Source organism: Prochlorococcus marinus str. MIT 9312, from assembly GCF_000012645.1.
Taxonomy (GTDB): Bacteria; Cyanobacteriota; Cyanobacteriia; order PCC-6307; family Cyanobiaceae; genus Prochlorococcus_A; species Prochlorococcus_A marinus_L.
Genome location: NC_007577.1, coordinates 959,916 through 979,761 on the forward strand (window position 1 = coordinate 959,916; position 19,846 = coordinate 979,761).

The window sequence follows — 19,846 nt, forward strand, 5'->3', positions numbered from 1 at the left end:
AAGCTTCCTTCTTCTGCATCGTTTAGGTGCCCTTTAAGAAACAAGCTTAATTCTAGAGTTTTTGCCCCAGTTAAAGACAATTAGTTAATTTTATGAGCATTAGCTTAATAGACGTTATTAACAAGGATCCATGATTTAGGTGCGTTATTAACTTCATAAGAAAAAAATAAGTAAGAGATAAAAGAGGGCTTAAATAAGCCCTCTTTTTTTATAAAAAAATTAGATGACATTCTTCTATTTTTATAGATAATGATTAAAACAATAAATTAAAAAAGATGGTTAGATATTATTGCCCCTATTGCAATCCTAAATATCAATTTCAAAAAGAGTCCAAAAATGGGACTCTCATATGTGGATTGTGCGGGGAGGGTCTTGTAAAAAAACCATTTATTAGGTTAAACCAGATAATTGCTTTAGTTGCTGCTTCGTCATTACTTCTACCATTAATATATACTTTTATTTTTTTAATTAAAAATCAAATAAATCTTCCTAATAAAAATTATCAAGCAAATAAGAATTCTTTGATAATTATCAAAGATAAAATTTCATAAAGCAAGTTGGAATAATTTCATTAGTTCAACCTCTACAAAAAGATTTATTTAAACATGAATTTTTACTTTCAATATCCATTTGATCATTAACATTGTTTAATTTTTTTTCTATCTTAATTAATTGAACTTTTTGTCCACAATGGTCCTTGCAACCACCATTAAATAAATTGTGTGCATATAAAGTGGGAATATTTGTTAAAAGTAATAGAAAAATTAATTTAAAAATTTGATAAGAATTAGATTTTATTTTTAATATCATTTTCCCAAAATTAGTATTTAAATAATACCAGTTAATTCCAAGGAGTGTTTATAAGACCCCAAATATCGAAGAAGAAAAATAAAACTGCAATAACTACAAGATCCCAAGCTCTTTCCCTAAAAGCCCAAGGCGCAATAAAAACCTCCCCAAGTCCATGAAGTGCCGCTCCAACGGGTAAATGATCAAGGACCAACAAACTATGAGAGAGAATAAAAAGAAAGCTTGCGAAATATCTAAAAAAAATAAATTGCCAATTACCAGAACTCATATTTTTAGATTTTTAAGAAATATAATGCAATGATCAGAATAATGAAATAGATCAAGTTAAGAGATGTTTTTTTTTGTAGCTATAAATACGAATTAAGATTCGAAGCTAAAGTAAAAGTTATAAAACGATGAAATATATGTTTTCAAATTATCGTCCTAAAAATAGTTTTGATGAATACTTTAAGGATAATGTCAACTCTGCTAGGGAAATATTAATTCCACTTCTGTCCTCTTTAGATAATATGGGTCTTGAAGAATTAAACAGAAATCATTCTGCTGCAAAAAAATTATTACTAAGACATGGTGCAACTTTTAGATTAAACGATACTGGTTTAAAAGGCACGGAGAGAATATTACCTTTTGATCCACTTCCAAGAATAATTAGTAAAGATGATTGGGTAACATTAGAAAAAGGTTTAAAACAAAGGCTTGAGGCAATTGATTTATTCCTAGATGATATTTATAATTCTCAGAATATAATTAATGATGGAATAATTCCAAGAGAATTAATAGAAAGTTCAGATGGTTGGAGACCCCAGATGATAGGTTTCAAGCCTCCATTAAATAAATGGTGTCAAATTTCAGGACTTGATTTAATAAGGGACAGAAAGGGAGATTGGCATGTTTTAGAAGATAATTTAAGGTGTCCTTCTGGTGTTGCTTATTTTTTAGAAAATAGATTAGTTATGAAAAATATTTTCCCTAATCTTTTCTCTGGAAGGATAGTAAAACCAATTGATGAATATCCATCATATCTTCTAAAAACTCTTCAAGAACTTGCTGTTTGGACAGACACCCCCAAGATAGTTCTACTAACTCCTGGAATTTTTAACAGTGCGTATTTTGAACATAGTTATTTAGCTCAAGAAATGGGCATTCAACTTGTTCAAGGTCATGACTTAGTTTGTAATGATGATTATGTATATTTAAAAACTACCTCTGGATTAAAAAGAGTAGATGTTATTTACAGACGAATTGATGATGATTTCTTAGATCCTCTTAATTTCAGGAAAGATTCCTGCCTTGGTGTCAGCGGATTACTTGATGTTTTCAAGGCAGGTCATGTTGCTTTAGCAAATGCCCCTGGGACAGGAATAGCAGATGACAAAATGATTTATTCTTTTGTTCCAAGAATGATAAAATATTATCTCAATGAAGAAATTATTATTAAAAATGTAGAAACATATATTTGTCATTACCAAAAGGATCGGGAATATGTTCTAGAAAATTTACCAAAACTTGTTGTTAAGTCTGTTGCTGAAGCTGGGGGGTATGGAATGTTAATTGGGCCCCACTCAACAAGCAGTGAAATAGAAGAATTTGCTAATAAAATCAGAAAAAATCCCAGAAATTTCATAGCGCAACCAACATTAGAATTATCTACAGTGCCATCGTTATGCAATGGGGAACTATATCCATGTCATGTTGATTTAAGGCCATACATATTAAGAGGGAGAGATACATGGGTTAGTCCTGGTGGGCTTACAAGAGTCGCTTTAAAAAAAGGATCATTAGTTGTCAACTCTTCTCAAGGGGGTGGATGCAAAGATACATGGGTTGTGGGTAAATAATATGCTTTTAAGTCGTGTAGCAGAATCTCTTTATTGGATTAATCGTTATTTAGAACGCGCAGAAAATATATCTCGTTTCGTGGAAGTAAGTGAAGCAATGTCATTAGATTGTCCACCAGGAAGCGCAGAACCCTGGCTCCCACTAATTGACGCTTCAAGCGACAGAGAATCTTTTGATAAAAGATTTCCAGAGAAAAAACCTGATGACGTTATTAATTTTTTAATAAGAGATCGTTTAAATCCAAACAGTATAATTTCTTGCATTCAAATGGCAAGAGAAAATGCCCGACAAATCAGAGACGTCATGACTACAGAAATGTGGGAACAGATTAATATCTTATATTGGAATATGCAAGAAGGAGAGGCAATATGGAACAAACCAAGACAAGAACAATTAAGTGAAATAAGGAGGGAATGTCAGCTTTTCTATGGAATTACAGATGCCACTCTAAGCAAAGACCTTGCTTGGAGATTTAGCATTCTTGGAAGATTAATTGAGAGAGCTGACAAAACATCGAGGATTTTAGATGTCAAATATTATTTACTTCTTCCTAGCTTGAATGAACTAGGGGGAGTTCTTGATGAGTTGCAATGGATTGCTCTTTTACGCTCAGCTGGAGCTTATCAAATGTTTAGGAAAGCAGAGCAAAATTCTATAAAGCCTAATTCAGTTGCAAGATTCCTTTTACTGGATCCAATTTTTCCTAGATCAGTAAGATACTGTTTAGATGGGATAAGCAATACTCTTAAAATGATAGAGTCCTCTCCTCCTCCTGAAAACCCTACAGAATTAGAGTGTATGAGAGGTTTACTTAAAGCAAAGTGGAGTTATATCAGAATTGAAGATATAATCGATGATGGTTTACATGAGGCAATCGATTCATTGCAAATTGATTTAAATAAATTAAATGATCTCATTCAAGAAAAATATTTTATTAATTAAGAACTTTATTAATGAGAATTAAATACCTTCACAAACTTGAATATAAATATGAAGATCCTGTTCAATTAGGCGAGCATAGATTGTGTATAAAGCCAAGGTCAAATGGATTCCAAAAGCTGAAGAATTTTGAATTAAAAATAACCCCAAAACCAGAAATTATTTATCCATTACTTGCTGCCAGTGGCGAAGAGATTAATAGAATTAGATTCAATGGTTTAACTGATAATTTAATTATTGAATCAATTAGCGAAGTTGATACTATTAAACATCCAAACATTATCGATGGGGTTAAAAATAGAGATTTAACATTACCTTTCTGTAGAAGTATTATTAACAGAGATTTACAGGGCGCATTAGAGGGGTGGATGCCAAATGGACAACACGATCCCTCTGCCGTTGAACTTGCTCAGGAAGCGTTAGCAGGAAGTATCAATAACGCATTATCATTCGCGTACCAACTAATAGAGATCATTCAAGATCGAGTTAAATATACTAAAAGACACACAGGGCCAGCATGGCCAGCGAGCAGAACACTTAGAGAACGTATAGGTTCATGTAGAGATTTAGCAATGCTTATGGTTGAAGCTTGTAGATCTATTGGTATCCCAAGCAGGTTTGTAAGTGGTTATCATTTTGAAGATCCATTACCTTCTGAGTTAGATTTACATGCTTGGGCTGAATTATATATTCCAGGTGCTGGTTGGCGAGGTTTTGATCCTAGCGGGAAAGGATTAATTGATGAAAGATATTTAACATTAGTATCCTCTTCCAAATCTAATCTAACTTCTGTAATTACAGGCAACTTTATAGGTAAAAATAATCTAGAAAATACTCTATCTTGGGAGATCAAACCTCTTGAAATTAAATAAAAATTAAATATTAAAACTTTTAAAAATAAGAAAAAAAGATAAATAAAAATACGTTTCTTTTTTAGTGTTAATTGATACGTTCTTAGATATATATATCTGTTTTCATTTGTTTAATCCTTAAAGACAATTGAACTCAAGTTTAGAAATTCCAGTTTTCAAACGAAACAAATCAAAAATGTTTGAATTGATAAGTTATGAAAAATTTCGCGATACAAAAGATGTCAGATTTTTTGATATTAGTATTAATGAATCTAATTATAGAGATCTAGTAATCCACAGTGGTCCCGCTGTTAGTCCGCCAAATGACGACAATTTTAATAATTGGCAGTTTTACATACACCATAATCAAGAAGATAATCTATTAGCTATCTCAGGGGGAAGAACATTTTTTCTTGTTAATTTTGGCTGGGATTATCCTTTTTATAAAGTTAGATTAGAATCTTGTGGATATATCCTAAGAATCCCTAGAGGAACTTTTCATAGATCAGTATCTGACGAAAAAGGGTCCATAGTTTTAAATCAAGCCATAAGAGATAAAGATGGTACAGTTGAATCTGAATTCAAGGTTACGAATAGCAAAGATAATAAAAAACTTCTAGATTGTATAACTAATTTAGAACCTAGATTTAAAATTTATAGTGTTAAATAATCTTAAAAAGGAGTTCCAAATTTATACATCAATTTAAAAAATTATCTAATTGTTATAAAATACAATTATTCAAATTTTTTAATATGAAATTTTTTAGGTTTTTAAAATATTTTTTATGCATAACTTTTTCTTTCTTAGTTTTATCCTCTCCGGTTTTTGCTGGGGCAAATGTTGCTGTCAAGGGCGAGGGAGATGAAGTCCCAAGTTATGTAAGATCTAATATTACAGGATTTGATTTCCATGGAGAAGATCTTCATTTGTCTTCTATAGCTGGAGCAGTTGCGAGAGACGCAGATTTTAGTGATGTTGATTTACATGGAACTACATTAACCCTATCTGATTTAAAAGGTTCTAATTTAAATGGAATCGACCTGACCGATACTCTTTCTGATCGAGTTAATTTCCAAAAAACAGATCTTAGAAATGCTGTTTTAATAAATATGATCGCATCAGGCAGCAGTTTTGCAGGAGCCAAAATAGAAGGAGCAGATTTTTCTTACGCCATTCTTGACAGCGAAGACCAAAGAAATCTTTGTGAAATTGCTGATGGGATCAATCCAACAACAGGCGTTTCAACAAGAGAAAGTCTTGAGTGTAGTTAGAAATTAAAATTATAAGTAAACTTTCTTACCATTATTAAATTTATAAATCCTTTGTTCATCGTCTTGGAATATAATTTCACCATTTAATTTGGATTTCCTAAATTTTGAAAGTCTTGCTCTGTGTATATTGGATTTTCTATTTATAATATCTTCATTATCGTAGATTCCAATATGAATATTTATATTAGGGTTTGAGAAAGTTTTTTCTTCCTCTCTTAAAAATATTCTTTCAATATTAGTTTGAGTACTCTGTAGTTTATTTTTAAATTTGTCTAATTTTAGGTTCTTTGGTTTTTTAGAATTAAATTTTTTATAGAACAAAAATATAATTCCAAAAATTAAAATAGCTAAAAATATATTCATTAAACTATTTAATTTTTATTTTTATATCTGCACCTAAGTTACTTTTAGTAGTTAATATTTCCTTTTTTAAGATTCCATAAGTAAAAATTTTAGATAAAGTTTTCAAAGATTTATAAACTAAAAAAATAGTAAATAAAAAGAAAACAATAAGGTTTTCTACAAGAATATTTTTATTTTTTTTATCTAAGTTTCTCATAAAAATATTAAATCAATTATTTTTCTTCATTTTCTGCATATGGGCCGAAAAATTCACTAGCGTCTCTTCCTATTATTTTAGCAAGATTTAAGCATTTTTCTATATCCCATTTAGATGCCATTCCATAAAGAATACCAGCAGCGAAAGAGTCGCCACATCCATAAGAATCAACTTTTAATTTCTTGTTTTTAAGAGCCTTATATCTTCCTCCTGGGAAAATCATGCCCCCCTTATCCCCCTCAGTTTTAATAGTATATTTGGGCCTTACCGATAATTCAGAGAAAGAAAAAACTTCACCAGGATCGAGATTACTGCCTATTAATCCATCCAAAAGGACATTTGAATTATTAATTATATTCAATCCCACCCTTGGTGTGGTACAAAGTATAGAAGCAGATCTAGCCATTTTAAAAATCTCTGAGTCAGATGCAGTAATAAAAATTCCGTCCATTTTTTTTAAAATGCTCCAGTCTAAGTTGTCCTTATAATTGGGTGCTAACCTTTCACCAATAACTGTAATTGATCTCTCACCTTGAGAGTCAATTAAACTAAATCCTCTTCTAGTAGGTTTATCACGCCATGCAACATGTAACTTTATACCCATACTTGAAAGAATTTTGAAGCATTTTTTTCCATAATCATCATTACCTAATGCTGTAAAAAAATGAATTTGGTTTAAAGTCAACTCAGAAAGTGTTTTCGCGATAATAGTGCCTCCACCTGCTGGATATTCAAGAGACTTTTTTGAATGAGAAATAACTCCTGGTTTTGGGAATTGATCGACCTTTAAGAAATTTATCCACTCAACATGACCTATTACAGCAAAATTTAAATTTCCTTTTTTAAACTGATCTTCTTCAAAGATATTATTCTTTTCAACAACCATAAGCTTTTAAATACTATTATTAAAATAAATTTTTTTGACAAATGAATTCATTTAACATTTTAAAAGATAATAAAAATATACTATCTTATTTTTACCTTTTTCTATCTATTTTGGGTGCTGTCCTTCCAATGATGGCAAATTTCGAATTTGCTAGGGAATATGGAAATAGTTTTGATATCAATAACTTTATTGCATTGGCTAATGCGAATCCAGCAGCTCAGTCAATTTCCAGAGACTTATTAGTAGGAGCTAGCTCTATTTTTATATGGATAGTAAATGAATCAAAAAAATTGAATATGAAGAACATGTGGGTTGTCTACATTGGGACTTTTCTTATAGCATTTGCATTTTCTGCACCCTTTTTTTTATTTCTAAGAGAAAGAAGAATTATTGAGTTAGAAAAAATTAATTAAAATAATCTCTTAAATAGAATTGCAAAAATCATAAAGCAACAACATGAAATAGATAGCCAGATAATTGAAGCATAACCAAATAGATCTAATATGCGTCCCGAAATAAATGGCCCAAAGAAATAACCCATAGCGAAACATTGTGATAATAGAGCAAGAGCAAAACCTTTTTTGTTTGAAGGCGCTATTCTAAAAACTACATCTGTTGAAGTTGGAAGAAATGAAGCAGTGCCTAAACTAACTAATATCAATGAAAAAGAAATCAAATAAAAAGCTGGGATATTTAAATAACTAGAAATAAATAATAAAAATGAAGCAAAAGAGAAATTTATTAAACTAAATTTCAATCCAAATAACCTACCTTTCTTTGATATCCAAGACCCTATAGGCCATTGTAAAAACAACAACAAAATTAACTGAATAGAAATTATAAGACTTGTAATTTCTGTACTTAATGCATTCCTATATACTCCACCTTTAACAAGATCCAAAGGTAAAGTTACTTGAATCAAGGCTAAAGAGGTAGTTATGAATAAAATAGATAAAATTATTATTGCGGAGTTTTTGTTCCATTTCAATTGCCCCTGTTTAATTGGATCCACAAATTTTTTTTGTAAATTTTCTAAGTTTATTTTGATAGAAGAATTATTCCTCGATATTAAAGTTGTAATAACTATCATGCAAAATATATCGTTTATAAAAATTGATTTGGAGTACAGAAAATTAGTCATAAAACCCCCTAAAAATACCCCTAAAAATATTCCTAAAGCCTCCGAACTTCTAACAAGTGCGTAAGCTTTTCGTGTGTCGATCGCTTGGCAAAAATAAGGCACTCCAAACTCAGCTGCAGGCCAATATATACCTGCAGCAGCTCCAACTAATGATTGTCCAATTATGTAAAAAAAAGTATCTCTCGAATAAATGAGGAATAAGCTAGCAGCAATACTTAGTATTGATGAAAAAATCAATGGAAATTGTATTTCGCTTGTTTTATTTAGATAATTACCAGTAAAAAATCTCGTTACCGTACCTATTATTGCTGATATGGTAAATCCTAAGCCGATATCTGTTGCCGATAATCCAATATTATTAAAAATGAGTGATGTTAAATAAATAACACCTCCTGCTCCAAATGCAGCGTAAAATCTTATCTTGGTTATTAACCTCAAAGGATATGGAAATTGATTCCACCAATTTTTGCTAATTTGATAACTATTTGGAATAATCACAAGTGAAATACATTTTTTTAATTTTTATAGGTATTTTTGGTTTATTTTTTAATAATGGTTCTAAGGCTGCTGAAAAGATAAATATTAAGTTTGAAGAGATGAAAATCCCTCTTACTATAGAACAATTATCAAAATTAGAAAAATACAAAGAAGATTCAACAGAATTAATAAATTGGTTAAAAAATAATGGATTCATAAAAGTTTTTGAATTATCAAAATTTTTAGAATTTCCAATTTTCAAGGAAGAAGGTATAAATAGAAAATTATTAAGAAGTTGGATAGGGCGTAAAATTTTAACAGAATTAAGCAAAACGATTACAGTTCCTAATGACAAAAATGGGGTAGAAATTTATAACACTATAGAAAATTTATTAGAGGATAAAAAAGAAGTTTCAACTTTAGACATCATAAAGGCATTACCATCAGAAGAAATTTATTTAGATATTGATAATTTAATTTTGATAATTACATCTTGGAAAAATGAATTAGCAATGCAACAAGATCTTATATCCAAATTAAATAATCTTGAAAGAACAACCAAAGAGGCATTGAAAAATGCTGAAAATAAATCCAATCCAAATCTTATAAAGATAAATAAAAAGATTTATGCTCCTCACCGAGTAAAAGCTTTGGAAATTGAATTATGGAAAAATTACAAAACAAACGATGACAAAGAATTAATAATTTTTATGCCAGGACTAGGAGGCGAAATTAATAATTTCGAATGGATAGGGAATGAATTAACTAAAAGAGGTTGGCCAATTGCATTTATAGATCATAAAGGAAGTAATTTAAAAGCATTTGTAGAAGTACTAGAAGGAAACGAAGCAATCCCAGGAGGTGTAGACTTTTTCTTATATAGAATTAAAGATTTAGATGCTGTATTAAAGGCTCATCAAAATGGGGCATTTGGTTTACCTAATGATTCTTATATACTAATGGGGCATTCACTTGGTGCTTTAATAGCACTTTTATATGAGGGCAATAAACCAAACTATCAACTTAAGGAAAGATGTAACTCTTCATTAACAGACTTTGCAGTAACCAATTTATCAAAATTACTTCAATGTCAATTAAGTGAAATAACATTCTCTGAGAAAAATAACGCTAACAAGGCAAGTGCGATAATAGGCTTTAATTCGTTTGGCAGTTTAGTATGGCCCAAGGTTAATAGTTCTGGTATTGAAATACCAACTCTTCTTATAGGTGGCACATATGACCTTATTACACCTTTAATGAATGAACAACTTAGAGTTTTTTCTGCTTTAAATAATCCATCAAATAGGTTTCTTATTATTGAAGGGGCAAGTCATTTCTCTCCAATCAGAATTAATAATAACTACATAGAAAATAATGATGTTTTTAAAATAAGTGAATCTTTTATTGGTTCAGATCCAATTTCAGTACAAGATTTATCTTCGAAATTTATAGTAGAGTTTATAAAAAATATTAAGGATCAAGAGGTCCCTACTGTAATTAAAAACCAGAAAGATTTGGGACTTGATTTCCATCTTTTAGATCTTGAAACTATAAAAGAACTTTTAAAAAATTAGTACTCTATTCTTGGATCTAAATATGCAATTAAAATATCAACAAACAGATTCAAAGAAACTATGAGCATAGAGGTAAAAATTACAATGCCTTGCACCAAGGTATAGTCTCGCTGAGAAATTGCTTCATATAATCTTAAGGCAATACCTGGCCATGAAAAAGTTACTTCAAACAATAGGGCGCCTCCTGCTAATGAAGCCATTGTCAAACCAGAAATAGTGACAATTGGCAATAGAGCATTAGGTAAAGCATGGTTTAAAAATATTTTTTTTCTCGATATTCCTCTACATATAGCGGCATTAACATAATCACTTTTTAATGTCTTATCCAAATTCACTCTTAATGACCGGCTGAATATACCACTTAATAGAAAGCCAAGGGTAATCGAAGGTAGTGCAAGATGATAGAGGCTATCTTTTAAAGCAATAATATTATTTGACAGAATACTATCTAAAACTAGAAAACCTGTAATTTGGGGTTGTTGCTGAAAGATTGGAAATCTACCCCCAATTGGGGAAATGTTTAAATACACAGAAAATAATAATTGAGCCAACATTGCTCCCCAAAAAGGAGGGATCGCATATGTAGCAATCCCAAATATTCTCACAATATAATCAGTCTTTTTACCCCTATGTCTTAACCCAATAAATCCTAATGGGAATCCAATTATCATTGCACTTAATATAGAAAATAAACCAAGCTCAAGACTTGCGGGAAATGACTTTAGAATAATATCTAGAACTGGCTTTTGAGTACTAAGAGATAGACCAAAATTTAAGTGCAAAATATCATTTATGTATGAAAAATATTGATTTATCAAGGACTCATTTAGCCCCAATTTATTTCTTAGAATCTCCCTTGAAACCTCATTGGCACCAGAGCCTAGTATGGCATCAACAGGATCGCCAGGGGCAACTCGCAATAAAATAAAAACTAATGAAGAAATTATCCATAACATTAATGGTATTAATGCAATTTTTAATAAAGAATAATTAAAAAGTTTATTTAAATTCCTACTCATGAATTAACTCAAGATCGCTTAATCTAATAATCCCTGCACCATTAAAAATAGGATTTGATATTTTATTTTGAGACCATGCTTTTTGAGAGGATATCCAAATAGGAATGTAAGGGATTGAATTTGCTGCTATTTTTTCAATTTCCAGTAGTTTGTCGAGTCTTTTATTACCACTTATATTTTCACTCTTTAGGAATAAACTTTCCACTTTATTAGATCCCCAAAAACTACCACTATAAACTGATTCACCTTTTTTACATATGCCATCAACTATTTCATTACAACTTAAAAGTGGAGTGAGATAAGCTTCTGGATCGGAATAAGCACCAGTCCAATCAAGAATAACTGCTGTATAAATTCCCAAACTTAGATTTTTATAAACGGTTGTAGATTCAACGCCATTAAGTTCTATCTCAATGCAATCATTCAAAACATTTTTTATTTCTTCTTGCCAAGTGAGGGCAATAAGTTTATCTGCTGGTACATTCGTTCTATATGTAAGTGGAATTTTCAGTATATTTCCATTGCAATAAGTTTCTTTTTGCAATAACTTTCTCGCTTCTAAATAATTATATTTAGGCCACAGACCTTGATTATCATTTTTTAATATCGGAGGAATTATTGATCTTGATGGCTTTCTCAAACCATAACTTACTTTTTCACTAATTAATTTTCTATTAAGACTTTTTGCTAAAGCCATTCTTAAATTAAGATTATTTAATGGATAAGAACTAGTTCTAAGGCTTATAAAACTTAATTCGGTGAAAGGACTATTACCTTCTTTAAACTTTTTATTTTTGCTTAGATTACTTAAACTATTTCTCTGACTATCATCAATTGAATTTGATAAGAGTACGTCAATTTGTTTACTTTTTAAAGCTCCAAAAAGAGAAGATGAATTAGAGTATCCCACAAAATTAATACCATTATTTAAGGGCTTTTCACCCCAATAATTCAAATTTGGATCAATTAATTGAACTTCATTAGAAAAACTGGTCAAGACATACTTACCAGTACCAACGAATTTTTCATTTAGAAACTTATCAGAATATTCTTTATAAAATGTTGGAGATATTGGTGTTAAATTTACTGATGTAAGTAAACCATTTAAAGAACTTGATGGTTTATTTAAATTTATTTTAACTGAATATTCGCTTGGAGTTTCTATAGATTTAATCTTATTTCCTAAAATATAGTTAATTGTTCCAATTCTTTTAAATCTATCAAAAGTAAACTTTATTGCATTTGAGTTAAATGAAGTTCCATCATGAAAAAAAACATTTCTTCTTAGATTGATTATTATTTGAAGTCTATCCTTTGAAATAATTGGCATCCCTGCTGCTAATTCAGGTATTAATTCTCCGTCAGAATTTAATTCATATAATGTGTCTCCCAGGGAACTGATTAATTGAATTGCTTTGAGAGTATTTGCTCTAGCTGGATCTAAAGATTCGATTTTCCCAGAACTCGCTACTATGATTTTTTGGGATATTTTTTTTGAACCACAAGAGTTCTGTAAAAAAGAAATTAAAATAAAAAATACTGTTAAAAGAACTTTTTTTTTCATATTTCTTAAATACTAACTTATTCTGAGGATTTATTAGAACAAAAAATCTGTAAGGTTATTTGACTTATTTCTAGAGCAAATGTTTTTTCTGAATCACAAGCAAAAGGCCACTCTCTCACCCAACAAATTTTTTTACATATATTTAAACCAATTACTTGAAAAGTCTTATTACTATTTTTAATTTTTACACAAGCGCCTTTATAAAGTTCTTCAGAAAAAATTAAATTATTTTTTCCATTTTTATTATCTAATAGTTCTGAATGAATCATTAAGGTGCTAAAACCAAACACTTACTTTCTTCGGTTTAACAAGCTATAAAGAAATTTGCAAACTATTTCTCTAAATACAACTTAATTGACTAGCAATAATTTTGACTTCATTAAGAGCATTTATTTCATCTTTCGATTTCTCAAAATTTCCATTATTCACCTCATGAGTTATAACAACAATTTCGGCTTTATCCTCACTTGCATCTAGCTGAACAATTGATTCGATTGATACATTATTATTTCCAAAGATATCTCCAATCTTTCCTATAACGCCTGGACTATCAAGACAAATAATTCTAAGATAATTTTTTTTATTTATTTCATTGGATTTTATGATATGACAGTTTCTCCAGAAATCAAAAGATAATAATGGATCGATTGAATTATTATTTTTTACTGAAGAGGCATGCAGATTTAATATATCTGATACTACTGATGCAGCTGTTGGACCACTTCCTGCACCAGGACCATATAACATTATTTCTCCAAGAGGATCAGCCTCTATCAATAATGCATTGTTAACTCCCATAACTGTTGCTAATGGATGAGATTTTGGAATCAACGAAGGGCCTACCCAAATATTCAAAGCAAGTGAATCGTTACTATTAATTTGTCGCCTTTCGGACAACGCCAAAAGTTTTATTTCAAATCCTAATTTATTGGCATATTCAATATCCTTTAGATTAATTTTACTAATGCCCTCCGAATGTATCTCGTCTCTTTTGATTTTACCTCCAAATGCGAGTTCACTAAGAATAGAAATCTTATCAGCAGCATCATGTCCCTCAACATCTGCAGTTGGATCTAATTCTGCATACCCAAGTCTTTGAGCTAATTTTAAGGTTTCCTTATAATCGGCATTTTCATTTGCCATCTTTGAAAGAATAAAATTTGTTGTGCCATTTATTATCCCAACCATTTTTTTTATGCTGTTACTTTTTAATGATCTTTTTAAGGGTTCAATTATTGGAATCCCTCCGCAGACCGCAGCCTCTGACAATATATAAACTCCTTCTTTAGCTGCAGTTTTGTATATTTCTTCTCCATATCTTGCAATTACTGCTTTATTTGCTGTAACAACAGATTTACCTGATTTTAATGATTGCAGAATAATATCTTTCGCCAAATCAACCCCGCCCATTACTTCAACAATTACATCTATAGAGGGGTCATTAATTAATTTGAATGGATCATCAGTTAATAAATTATTATCTAGATCAAAATCCCTTTTTTTACTAAGATCTTTAACCGCTATTTTTTCAATATCTATTTCTTTTAGAATTGGATGTAAATCAACTTCAGAACTTAATATTTTATAAACCCCTGAACCAACAGTTCCGAAACCTACAATACCAATTTTGCATTTTCTCATTTTTTATTTCTTTTTACTTTGAATTTAATTTTATATTATTGGGCCTACAAAAATTCATTTGCTTGAGACTGCATTTTCAATAAAATGTTTAAAAAACCATTTGACCGTGAAGGAGTTAAGCTTGCTTTCAAACCAGTATCTTCTATAAATTTCTTATTTATTTTAACAACTTCATTAGGTGTTAATTCATTTAATCCACTAATTAGAAATGCCAATAAACCTTTTGTTATTAGTGCATCAGAATATCCTTCCCAAAATAATTTACCGCCTTTAATATTTGCCTTAACAAAAACTTCTGAAACGCATCCCATAACTTTGTTCTCTTCAACAAGGATCTTACTATCTGGTTCTTTTAATTTTTTTCCTAACCATAAAATGTATTCATATTTTCTTTTTGGATCTTCTGATTTCTTTAACTTTTCAACTAATTTTGATAAATTATTGTATTTTTCTTTATTTTCCATTGTTTTAAAAACTATTTATAAATTGCTTTAAAATTTTTATTATACAAATATTTCTTTTTCTGTGATAAAGCCTGATAAGGGAATATCCCACTCAGCCCTGGTTAATGGAGTCTTACTTACACAATTAGAAGTTAATACTCCAATACATGGAACATTACGCCAATTTTTATCTCTTCTTAATTTATCAAAATAGCCTCCTCCATAACCTAATCTTATTAAATTTTTATCAACAGAAAGACATGGAACAAATATTATACTTATCTGCTCATGACTTAATAAAAAAGAGTTATTTGGACTTAGTATCCCCTCTGAGTCTTTTGTAAGAGTTTTTTCATCCCATGGATAAAAAAACAACTCTTTCTTATCTATACATTTTGGCAAAGCTACAGAATTTTTTTCCTTGAGACTTCTTATATCTACTTCATTTTTCAAAGGCCAATATATAGCTATGTAACCAATATTTTTATATTCCTTAACAAAGGTATCAACAAATAGTTTTACATTCTTTTCTACATTTTCCCTTTGAATTAGAGAAATCTCATTTCTAAGTTTTCTAAACGTATCCCTCTCAAATTTCTTTTTATCAAAGATAGTCATATTAGATACTCAGTTAAAGCCTTCCTCATTTAGTTTTGTTAATGCTATGGCCAATGCATCAGCTGAATCATCAGGTTTTGGAGGTTTGTTAAGTTCCAAGTTATACATAACCGCATCAAGAACTTCTTTCTTAGATGCTTTTCCTGACCCTGCAATGGTTAACTTTATCTGTGCAGGGGAATATTCACTAATATTAATTTTTTTAGAGGCCAATACCATCATAATCACGCCTCTAGCCTGCACCACACTAATAGTAGTACTAGATCTATAAAAGAAAAATTTCTCTACCGCTGCTAAATTTGGCTTCCAATGACTTATTAATTCATTAAGATCTTTGAATATCTCATAAAGTCTATCCTCTTCTTTTTTTTCTTTACCTGTCTCAATAACTCCACAATCTAGCAATATCTTTTTATCATTTTTTATTTCAATAATTCCATATCCAACTCTGGCTAATCCAGGGTCTATCCCAATTATTCTCACTGTAATTAGGCTTCTGCAGACAATTGAAATTTAGAAAGATTATCTTTTTCATCTAACTCAAATACTTTACAAAAAGCTTGAATAACTTTTTCACCTGAATCAACTTGTTCTAATGGATCTTTTCTTAGTCTATGTCTCAATGAACATGAAATAACCCTCGCTATATCATATTCATTTACTTCAGTCCTACCCTCAAAGGCTGCAATTGCTCTTGCAGATCGATTTGTAACAATATCTCCACGCAAACCATCAACATCAAGTTCTCCACAGATTGCGGAAATATTTAATCTAAGATCATCATCCATTTGAACAGAATTTAAAATTTCTTGAGCTTTAATAACCTTTTGCTGAAGTTCATCCTGTTGTTTCTCAACGCTCAATGAAAACTCATCAGGATTATCATCAAAAGATGTCCTTTGATCAACTACCTGAACTCTTAATTCAGCATCTCTAACTGTCTTGACCTCAACACTCATTCCAAACCTATCCAATAGCTGAGGTCTTAATTCCCCTTCTTCTGGATTACCTGAACCAATTAGAACAAACCTCGCAGGATGTCGAACTGAGACTCCCTCCCTTTCAACTGTATTCCATCCGGAAGCAGCCGAATCTAAAAGTACATCAACTAAATGATCATCAAGCAAATTCACTTCATCAACATAAAGTAAACCTCTATTAGCTTTTGCCAATAAACCAGGTTCAAATGCCTTAACGCCTTCACTCAAAGCTTTCTCTATATCAATGGTTCCACAAAGTCTGTCCTCAGTAGCTCCTAAAGGCAAATCCACCATAGGTACTTGTTTTTGAATACACTCTAGATTTTCTCCTTGAACAATTTTTTCTAAAACTTCTTTACTCTGCAAATCAGGATCAATTAGCGAACTATTATATGGATCGTCTTTAACAACGTCTATTGCGGGCAACAAATCTGCTAAAGCTCTAATTGTAGTTGACTTTCCAGTCCCTCTATCACCCATTATCATCACTCCTCCAATTCTTGGATCAATAACATTTAACAAGAGTGCTAATTTCATTTCTTCCTGACCAATTACAGCTGTAAAAGGAAAAACTCTTCTTTTCTTTGTTGTAGTCACAGTTTAATTTTCTTTAATATTCAAATAATCAATAGATGTTACTTCAGAAAATGTTTTTAGTAAATATCCCTATCAAATTAAAACTACAGAGAAATAAAATCTAATTTGATTTATAACTTCCTAATTCCTTTTTGAATTGTTCAAAAACCAGTTTATTTGATGGACAATTCCTCTTAAAACATTTATTTCGTGCATTGTTGTATTTGCCCGTGATAAATAATTCTTAAATTTACTTATTTTTGCCTTAGAGGTATGTTCTAAAAGATATCCAACTCCAAGAAGCATTTCCTCAATCTCCACAAATGAATCATGTATTTGTTTTGATGATGCAAGATTAAAAACTTCTAATTCCTTATTGAAATTTCTTTTAGAAGACTTATTTAATTCATACAAAACTATTGAAACTGCATGAGAAAGATTTAAAGAAGGATTATTCTTAGAAGTAGGTATATTAAAAGTCTTATTTGCCAAAAGTAATTCATTATTACTTAAACCTCTATCTTCTCTGCCAAATATAATTGCTAAATTATTAATTTTTTCAAAAGATAAAATCCAACTAACTATATCTTCTGAAGATTCAAAGACTGAATCTTTACTAACATCTATCCTGCCACAAGATGCGATAACTAAATCACAATCAAAAATTGCATTTTCTAAATTATCGAAAATTTTGCAATGATCAAGATATTTTTGACCTTTAAGGGCCATTTTTTTTGCTTTTAAAGAGAATATATCGCATTTTGGAGAAACAATTCTTAATTCATCGACTTCAAAATTGGAGCATAACCTTGCTACACTCCCAACATTTAAAGGGCCGTTTGGTTCAACTAATATTACTTTTAAATTAGAAAAATTTTTCCCCAAAATCATTCAAGGCTATGTAGATATTTTAACAAATTGGACATATTTACAGGATCAATTTCAAAACTTGGCATGGGAGGAGTAAGCCCACCAGTAACTTGTTTTATTATCTCTTTATCATTCAATCGTTGAGTTATTGAATGCAAGTCTGGCCCCACTAATCCTCTTGCTGTAATTCCATGACATCCAACACAATTTATCTTAAAAAGAGCATCTCCTTCCTTAGCAGATCCATTAAGCTCAAGAGTATCAATAATATATTTATTATTTTCATGATTATTTAAGAAAAATATTGAAAAACATAACAATGAAACTATAAAAACAATAAAAAACTTTTTGAAAAATTCTCTTTTAATGTCTCTTTCTGCTGCAGATGATGAAGATGTTGACACAAAAAATAGTCTCTATGTAAAAATTGTTAGTAAGAAATTCAAAAAAGGCAAAAAAATGATCGAGCCTCTTCTATGTGGAATTGTTTTAGGGTTAGTTCCAATAACTCTTCTTGGATTATTCGTAAGTGCTTGGAATCAATACAGAAGAGGTTCAGGTATGTTGGACATTGATTAAAAATGTTAATCTTGATTGCCCATAGTCTCTCACATCTATAGTTTCCCATAAAGTACTTTTTTTAATATCCAAGTCTGGAGAATGTTCACAAATAACTATTGAATCATTTTTTAAAAAATCACAATTGAATATTTGATTTAAAACTAATTCATGGAATTTTACATTATATGGAGGGTCTATATAAACAAAATCAAATTTTAATTTATTTAAATCTACAATTTTAGATGATAACTTTCTCTCATAATCTGGTTTTGTCCAGCTCAAAACGTCTTTACAAATAACATCAATATCATTTTTTCTATTATCTATATCTTGCAACGAAAGTAAATTTTTTAAGCAAATTTTTGAGTTGTTTTTGTTTTTCTCAATAGCAATAATTTTTCTTGCCCCGTGATTATATGCTTCACATGATATGGCTCCTGTTCCACTAAATAAATCTAACCAGTTACTATTTTCAACTCTGTTATTCAATATATTAAATATAGCCTCTCTAACTCTCAAAGTTGTAGGTCTTGTATAAATATTATTTGGACTTTGGAGTTTTTTACCACCTATTAATCTTAAATTTGTCTTCATCAGTAATTATCAGTTATTGAATATTACTAAGCCATCTTCTCAAAAGTTTTTCTCCAGTTTTACCAGATTTCTCAGGATGAAATTGACAAGCTAATAAATTATCATTTTCAATCATAGCTGTTAATTTTTCAGAACCATAATTAACCTGAGCTGCAATAATACTGAAGTCATCTGGGATTGCATGATAGGAATGGACAAAATAGACCCAATTATTTAATTCCTCTAGTTCTAATAAAGTATTTGTTTTTGTAGGTAGAAGTTCGCACCAACCCATGTGGGGGATTCTTTGATTAACTATATTGGGTATTTTTTGAATTTTGCCCTTTAAAATACCTAGTCCTTGAACTTTTCCTTCATCACTAGATTCAAAAAGAAGTTGAAGACCTAAACAAATTCCTAAAAAAGACTTACCACTATTAATCCAATTTTTCAAATCAATTATCAAATCAGTATTTATAAGATTAATCATCGCAGGATCAAATGCTCCAACTCCAGGAAGTATTATCGCCTTACAAGCTTTTGATTCACTAAAGTTTTTAATTAAAATTATTTCTTCTCCAAGACTTTCTAGAGATTTTGTTACTGAATGAATATTACCCATTCCATAGTCTATAAGTCCAATTTTATGCAAA

26 protein-coding genes are annotated in these 19,846 nt (G+C 30.3%); 9 read left to right on the forward strand and 17 right to left on the reverse strand.

Going from position 1 to position 19,846, the window contains the following annotated elements:
• The first annotated feature begins 275 nt into the window (after positions 1–275).
• Positions 276–551, forward strand: a complete 276-nt coding sequence (locus PMT9312_RS09995; RefSeq protein WP_011376596.1) for a DNA gyrase — start codon at positions 276–278, stop codon at positions 549–551.
• Between the two features lie 25 nt (positions 552–576).
• Here the strand turns inward: PMT9312_RS09995 and PMT9312_RS05390 are convergent, their stop codons facing one another.
• Positions 577–810 carry a hypothetical protein gene (locus PMT9312_RS05390; protein ID WP_011376597.1) on the reverse strand — a complete coding sequence of 78 codons (234 nt, stop codon included), beginning with the start codon at positions 808–810 and terminating at the stop codon, positions 577–579.
• Positions 811–841: 31 nt separating this feature from the next.
• A complete protein-coding gene (locus tag PMT9312_RS05395) occupies positions 842–1,078 on the reverse strand; it encodes a hypothetical protein (RefSeq protein ID WP_011376598.1) in 237 nt (78 codons plus the stop codon).
• Positions 1,079–1,205: 127 nt separating this feature from the next.
• Between PMT9312_RS05395 and PMT9312_RS05400 the strand changes: the two genes are divergently transcribed.
• From PMT9312_RS05400 to PMT9312_RS05420, 5 genes are all read left to right on the forward strand, one after another.
• On the forward strand, positions 1,206–2,648 hold the full coding sequence (locus PMT9312_RS05400) for a circularly permuted type 2 ATP-grasp protein (RefSeq protein WP_011376599.1): 1,443 nt from the start codon (positions 1,206–1,208) through the stop codon (positions 2,646–2,648).
• 1 nt (position 2,649) lies between these two features.
• Positions 2,650–3,591, forward strand: coding sequence for an alpha-E domain-containing protein (locus PMT9312_RS05405; RefSeq protein ID WP_011376600.1), 942 nt, complete (start codon positions 2,650–2,652; stop codon positions 3,589–3,591).
• A gap of 11 nt (positions 3,592–3,602) precedes the next feature.
• Positions 3,603–4,460 (forward strand): transglutaminase family protein, encoded by an 858-nt coding sequence (locus PMT9312_RS05410; RefSeq protein ID WP_011376601.1) that lies wholly within the window; start codon positions 3,603–3,605, stop codon positions 4,458–4,460.
• 175 nt (positions 4,461–4,635) lie between these two features.
• Entirely contained in the window at positions 4,636–5,109 is a 474-nt protein-coding gene (locus PMT9312_RS05415) for a hypothetical protein (RefSeq protein WP_011376602.1), read from the forward strand.
• Between the two features lie 83 nt (positions 5,110–5,192).
• Positions 5,193–5,711: a pentapeptide repeat-containing protein gene (locus PMT9312_RS05420; RefSeq protein ID WP_011376603.1), complete on the forward strand. Its 519-nt coding sequence runs from the start codon at positions 5,193–5,195 to the stop codon at positions 5,709–5,711.
• Between the two features lie 9 nt (positions 5,712–5,720).
• Here the strand turns inward: PMT9312_RS05420 and PMT9312_RS05425 are convergent, their stop codons facing one another.
• Entirely contained in the window at positions 5,721–6,074 is a 354-nt protein-coding gene (locus PMT9312_RS05425; protein WP_011376604.1) for a hypothetical protein, read from the reverse strand.
• 212 nt (positions 6,075–6,286) lie between these two features.
• Positions 6,287–7,156, reverse strand: a complete 870-nt coding sequence (locus tag PMT9312_RS05435) for a carbohydrate kinase family protein (protein WP_011376605.1) — start codon at positions 7,154–7,156, stop codon at positions 6,287–6,289.
• Positions 7,157–7,197: 41 nt separating this feature from the next.
• Between PMT9312_RS05435 and PMT9312_RS05440 the strand changes: the two genes are divergently transcribed.
• Positions 7,198–7,569, forward strand: a complete 372-nt coding sequence (locus PMT9312_RS05440) for a DUF2834 domain-containing protein (protein ID WP_011376606.1) — start codon at positions 7,198–7,200, stop codon at positions 7,567–7,569.
• On the opposite strand, the gene PMT9312_RS05445 is transcribed toward PMT9312_RS05440, so the two are convergent.
• Positions 7,566–8,795, reverse strand: a complete 1,230-nt coding sequence (locus PMT9312_RS05445; RefSeq protein WP_011376607.1) for an MFS transporter — start codon at positions 8,793–8,795, stop codon at positions 7,566–7,568. The genes PMT9312_RS05440 and PMT9312_RS05445 overlap by 4 nt on opposite strands.
• A gap of 2 nt (positions 8,796–8,797) precedes the next feature.
• Here PMT9312_RS05445 and PMT9312_RS05450 point away from each other — a divergent pair, with 2 nt between their 5' ends.
• The gene (locus PMT9312_RS05450) at positions 8,798–10,348 is read left to right on the forward strand and encodes an alpha/beta hydrolase (RefSeq protein ID WP_011376608.1); all 1,551 of its coding nucleotides are present in this window, start codon (positions 8,798–8,800) and stop codon (positions 10,346–10,348) included.
• On the opposite strand, the gene PMT9312_RS05455 is transcribed toward PMT9312_RS05450, so the two are convergent.
• The 10 genes from PMT9312_RS05455 to PMT9312_RS05500 all read right to left on the reverse strand — a co-directional run bounded on the left by PMT9312_RS05455 (position 10,345) and on the right by PMT9312_RS05500 (position 18,463).
• On the reverse strand, positions 10,345–11,367 hold the full coding sequence (locus PMT9312_RS05455) for an ABC transporter permease (RefSeq protein ID WP_011376609.1): 1,023 nt from the start codon (positions 11,365–11,367) through the stop codon (positions 10,345–10,347). The genes PMT9312_RS05450 and PMT9312_RS05455 overlap by 4 nt on opposite strands.
• Entirely contained in the window at positions 11,360–12,931 is a 1,572-nt protein-coding gene (locus tag PMT9312_RS05460) for an ABC transporter substrate-binding protein (RefSeq protein ID WP_011376610.1), read from the reverse strand. Before PMT9312_RS05460 ends, PMT9312_RS05455 begins: the two co-directional genes overlap by 8 nt.
• Positions 12,932–12,948: 17 nt before the next feature.
• The gene (locus PMT9312_RS05465) at positions 12,949–13,200 is read right to left on the reverse strand and encodes a hypothetical protein (protein ID WP_011376611.1); all 252 of its coding nucleotides are present in this window, start codon (positions 13,198–13,200) and stop codon (positions 12,949–12,951) included.
• A 70-nt stretch (positions 13,201–13,270) separates the two neighbouring features.
• Entirely contained in the window at positions 13,271–14,572 is a 1,302-nt protein-coding gene (locus PMT9312_RS05470; RefSeq protein WP_011376612.1) for a homoserine dehydrogenase, read from the reverse strand.
• Positions 14,573–14,616: 44 nt separating this feature from the next.
• Entirely contained in the window at positions 14,617–15,036 is a 420-nt protein-coding gene (locus PMT9312_RS05475) for a SufE family protein (RefSeq protein ID WP_011376613.1), read from the reverse strand.
• Between the two features lie 39 nt (positions 15,037–15,075).
• Complete coding sequence (locus PMT9312_RS05480) at positions 15,076–15,633, reverse strand: 5-formyltetrahydrofolate cyclo-ligase (RefSeq protein WP_011376614.1); 558 nt, start codon at positions 15,631–15,633, stop codon at positions 15,076–15,078.
• Positions 15,634–15,642: 9 nt separating this feature from the next.
• Positions 15,643–16,116, reverse strand: coding sequence for a crossover junction endodeoxyribonuclease RuvC (ruvC, locus tag PMT9312_RS05485; protein ID WP_011376615.1), 474 nt, complete (start codon positions 16,114–16,116; stop codon positions 15,643–15,645).
• A gap of 5 nt (positions 16,117–16,121) precedes the next feature.
• Complete coding sequence (gene bchI, locus PMT9312_RS05490; RefSeq protein ID WP_011376616.1) at positions 16,122–17,210, reverse strand: magnesium chelatase ATPase subunit I; 1,089 nt, start codon at positions 17,208–17,210, stop codon at positions 16,122–16,124.
• Between the two features lie 120 nt (positions 17,211–17,330).
• On the reverse strand, positions 17,331–18,080 hold the full coding sequence (locus PMT9312_RS05495; protein ID WP_011376617.1) for an RNA methyltransferase: 750 nt from the start codon (positions 18,078–18,080) through the stop codon (positions 17,331–17,333).
• Positions 18,077–18,463, reverse strand: a complete 387-nt coding sequence (locus PMT9312_RS05500) for a c-type cytochrome (protein ID WP_011376618.1) — start codon at positions 18,461–18,463, stop codon at positions 18,077–18,079. The genes PMT9312_RS05495 and PMT9312_RS05500 overlap by 4 nt, the downstream gene beginning before the upstream one ends.
• Positions 18,464–18,518: 55 nt before the next feature.
• Here PMT9312_RS05500 and petG point away from each other — a divergent pair, with 55 nt between their 5' ends.
• Positions 18,519–18,638, forward strand: a complete 120-nt coding sequence (petG, locus tag PMT9312_RS05505) for a cytochrome b6-f complex subunit V (RefSeq protein ID WP_011376619.1) — start codon at positions 18,519–18,521, stop codon at positions 18,636–18,638.
• Here the strand turns inward: petG and rsmD are convergent.
• The gene (rsmD, locus tag PMT9312_RS05510) at positions 18,615–19,214 is read right to left on the reverse strand and encodes a 16S rRNA (guanine(966)-N(2))-methyltransferase RsmD (protein ID WP_011376620.1); all 600 of its coding nucleotides are present in this window, start codon (positions 19,212–19,214) and stop codon (positions 18,615–18,617) included. The genes petG and rsmD overlap by 24 nt on opposite strands.
• Positions 19,215–19,227: 13 nt before the next feature.
• Complete coding sequence (hisH, locus tag PMT9312_RS05515; RefSeq protein ID WP_011376621.1) at positions 19,228–19,845, reverse strand: imidazole glycerol phosphate synthase subunit HisH; 618 nt, start codon at positions 19,843–19,845, stop codon at positions 19,228–19,230.
• Between the last annotated feature and the right edge of the window lies 1 nt (position 19,846).

What these genes read in the sequence shown, in the direction of transcription:
- PMT9312_RS05420 (WP_011376603.1), top strand. Translation starts at nt 5,193, where the DNA reads ATGAAATTTTTTAGGTTTTTAAAATATTTTTTATGCATAACTTTTTCT.
- PMT9312_RS05390 (WP_011376597.1), bottom strand. Translation starts at nt 810, where the DNA reads ATGATATTAAAAATAAAATCTAATTCTTATCAAATTTTTAAATTAATT.
- PMT9312_RS05405 (WP_011376600.1), top strand. Translation starts at nt 2,650, where the DNA reads ATGCTTTTAAGTCGTGTAGCAGAATCTCTTTATTGGATTAATCGTTAT.
- PMT9312_RS05435 (WP_011376605.1), bottom strand. Translation starts at nt 7,156, where the DNA reads ATGGTTGTTGAAAAGAATAATATCTTTGAAGAAGATCAGTTTAAAAAA.
- PMT9312_RS05425 (WP_011376604.1), bottom strand. Translation starts at nt 6,074, where the DNA reads ATGAATATATTTTTAGCTATTTTAATTTTTGGAATTATATTTTTGTTC.
- PMT9312_RS05465 (WP_011376611.1), bottom strand. Translation starts at nt 13,200, where the DNA reads ATGATTCATTCAGAACTATTAGATAATAAAAATGGAAAAAATAATTTA.
- PMT9312_RS05400 (WP_011376599.1), top strand. Translation starts at nt 1,206, where the DNA reads ATGAAATATATGTTTTCAAATTATCGTCCTAAAAATAGTTTTGATGAA.
- petG (WP_011376619.1), top strand. Translation starts at nt 18,519, where the DNA reads ATGATCGAGCCTCTTCTATGTGGAATTGTTTTAGGGTTAGTTCCAATA.
- PMT9312_RS05395 (WP_011376598.1), bottom strand. Translation starts at nt 1,078, where the DNA reads ATGAGTTCTGGTAATTGGCAATTTATTTTTTTTAGATATTTCGCAAGC.
- PMT9312_RS05440 (WP_011376606.1), top strand. Translation starts at nt 7,198, where the DNA reads ATGAATTCATTTAACATTTTAAAAGATAATAAAAATATACTATCTTAT.
- PMT9312_RS05470 (WP_011376612.1), bottom strand. Translation starts at nt 14,572, where the DNA reads ATGAGAAAATGCAAAATTGGTATTGTAGGTTTCGGAACTGTTGGTTCA.
- PMT9312_RS05495 (WP_011376617.1), bottom strand. Translation starts at nt 18,080, where the DNA reads ATGATTTTGGGGAAAAATTTTTCTAATTTAAAAGTAATATTAGTTGAA.
- PMT9312_RS09995 (WP_011376596.1), top strand. Translation starts at nt 276, where the DNA reads ATGGTTAGATATTATTGCCCCTATTGCAATCCTAAATATCAATTTCAA.
- rsmD (WP_011376620.1), bottom strand. Translation starts at nt 19,214, where the DNA reads ATGAAGACAAATTTAAGATTAATAGGTGGTAAAAAACTCCAAAGTCCA.
- PMT9312_RS05455 (WP_011376609.1), bottom strand. Translation starts at nt 11,367, where the DNA reads ATGAGTAGGAATTTAAATAAACTTTTTAATTATTCTTTATTAAAAATT.
- PMT9312_RS05480 (WP_011376614.1), bottom strand. Translation starts at nt 15,633, where the DNA reads ATGACTATCTTTGATAAAAAGAAATTTGAGAGGGATACGTTTAGAAAA.
- PMT9312_RS05475 (WP_011376613.1), bottom strand. Translation starts at nt 15,036, where the DNA reads ATGGAAAATAAAGAAAAATACAATAATTTATCAAAATTAGTTGAAAAG.
- PMT9312_RS05460 (WP_011376610.1), bottom strand. Translation starts at nt 12,931, where the DNA reads ATGAAAAAAAAAGTTCTTTTAACAGTATTTTTTATTTTAATTTCTTTT.
- PMT9312_RS05410 (WP_011376601.1), top strand. Translation starts at nt 3,603, where the DNA reads ATGAGAATTAAATACCTTCACAAACTTGAATATAAATATGAAGATCCT.
- PMT9312_RS05415 (WP_011376602.1), top strand. Translation starts at nt 4,636, where the DNA reads ATGTTTGAATTGATAAGTTATGAAAAATTTCGCGATACAAAAGATGTC.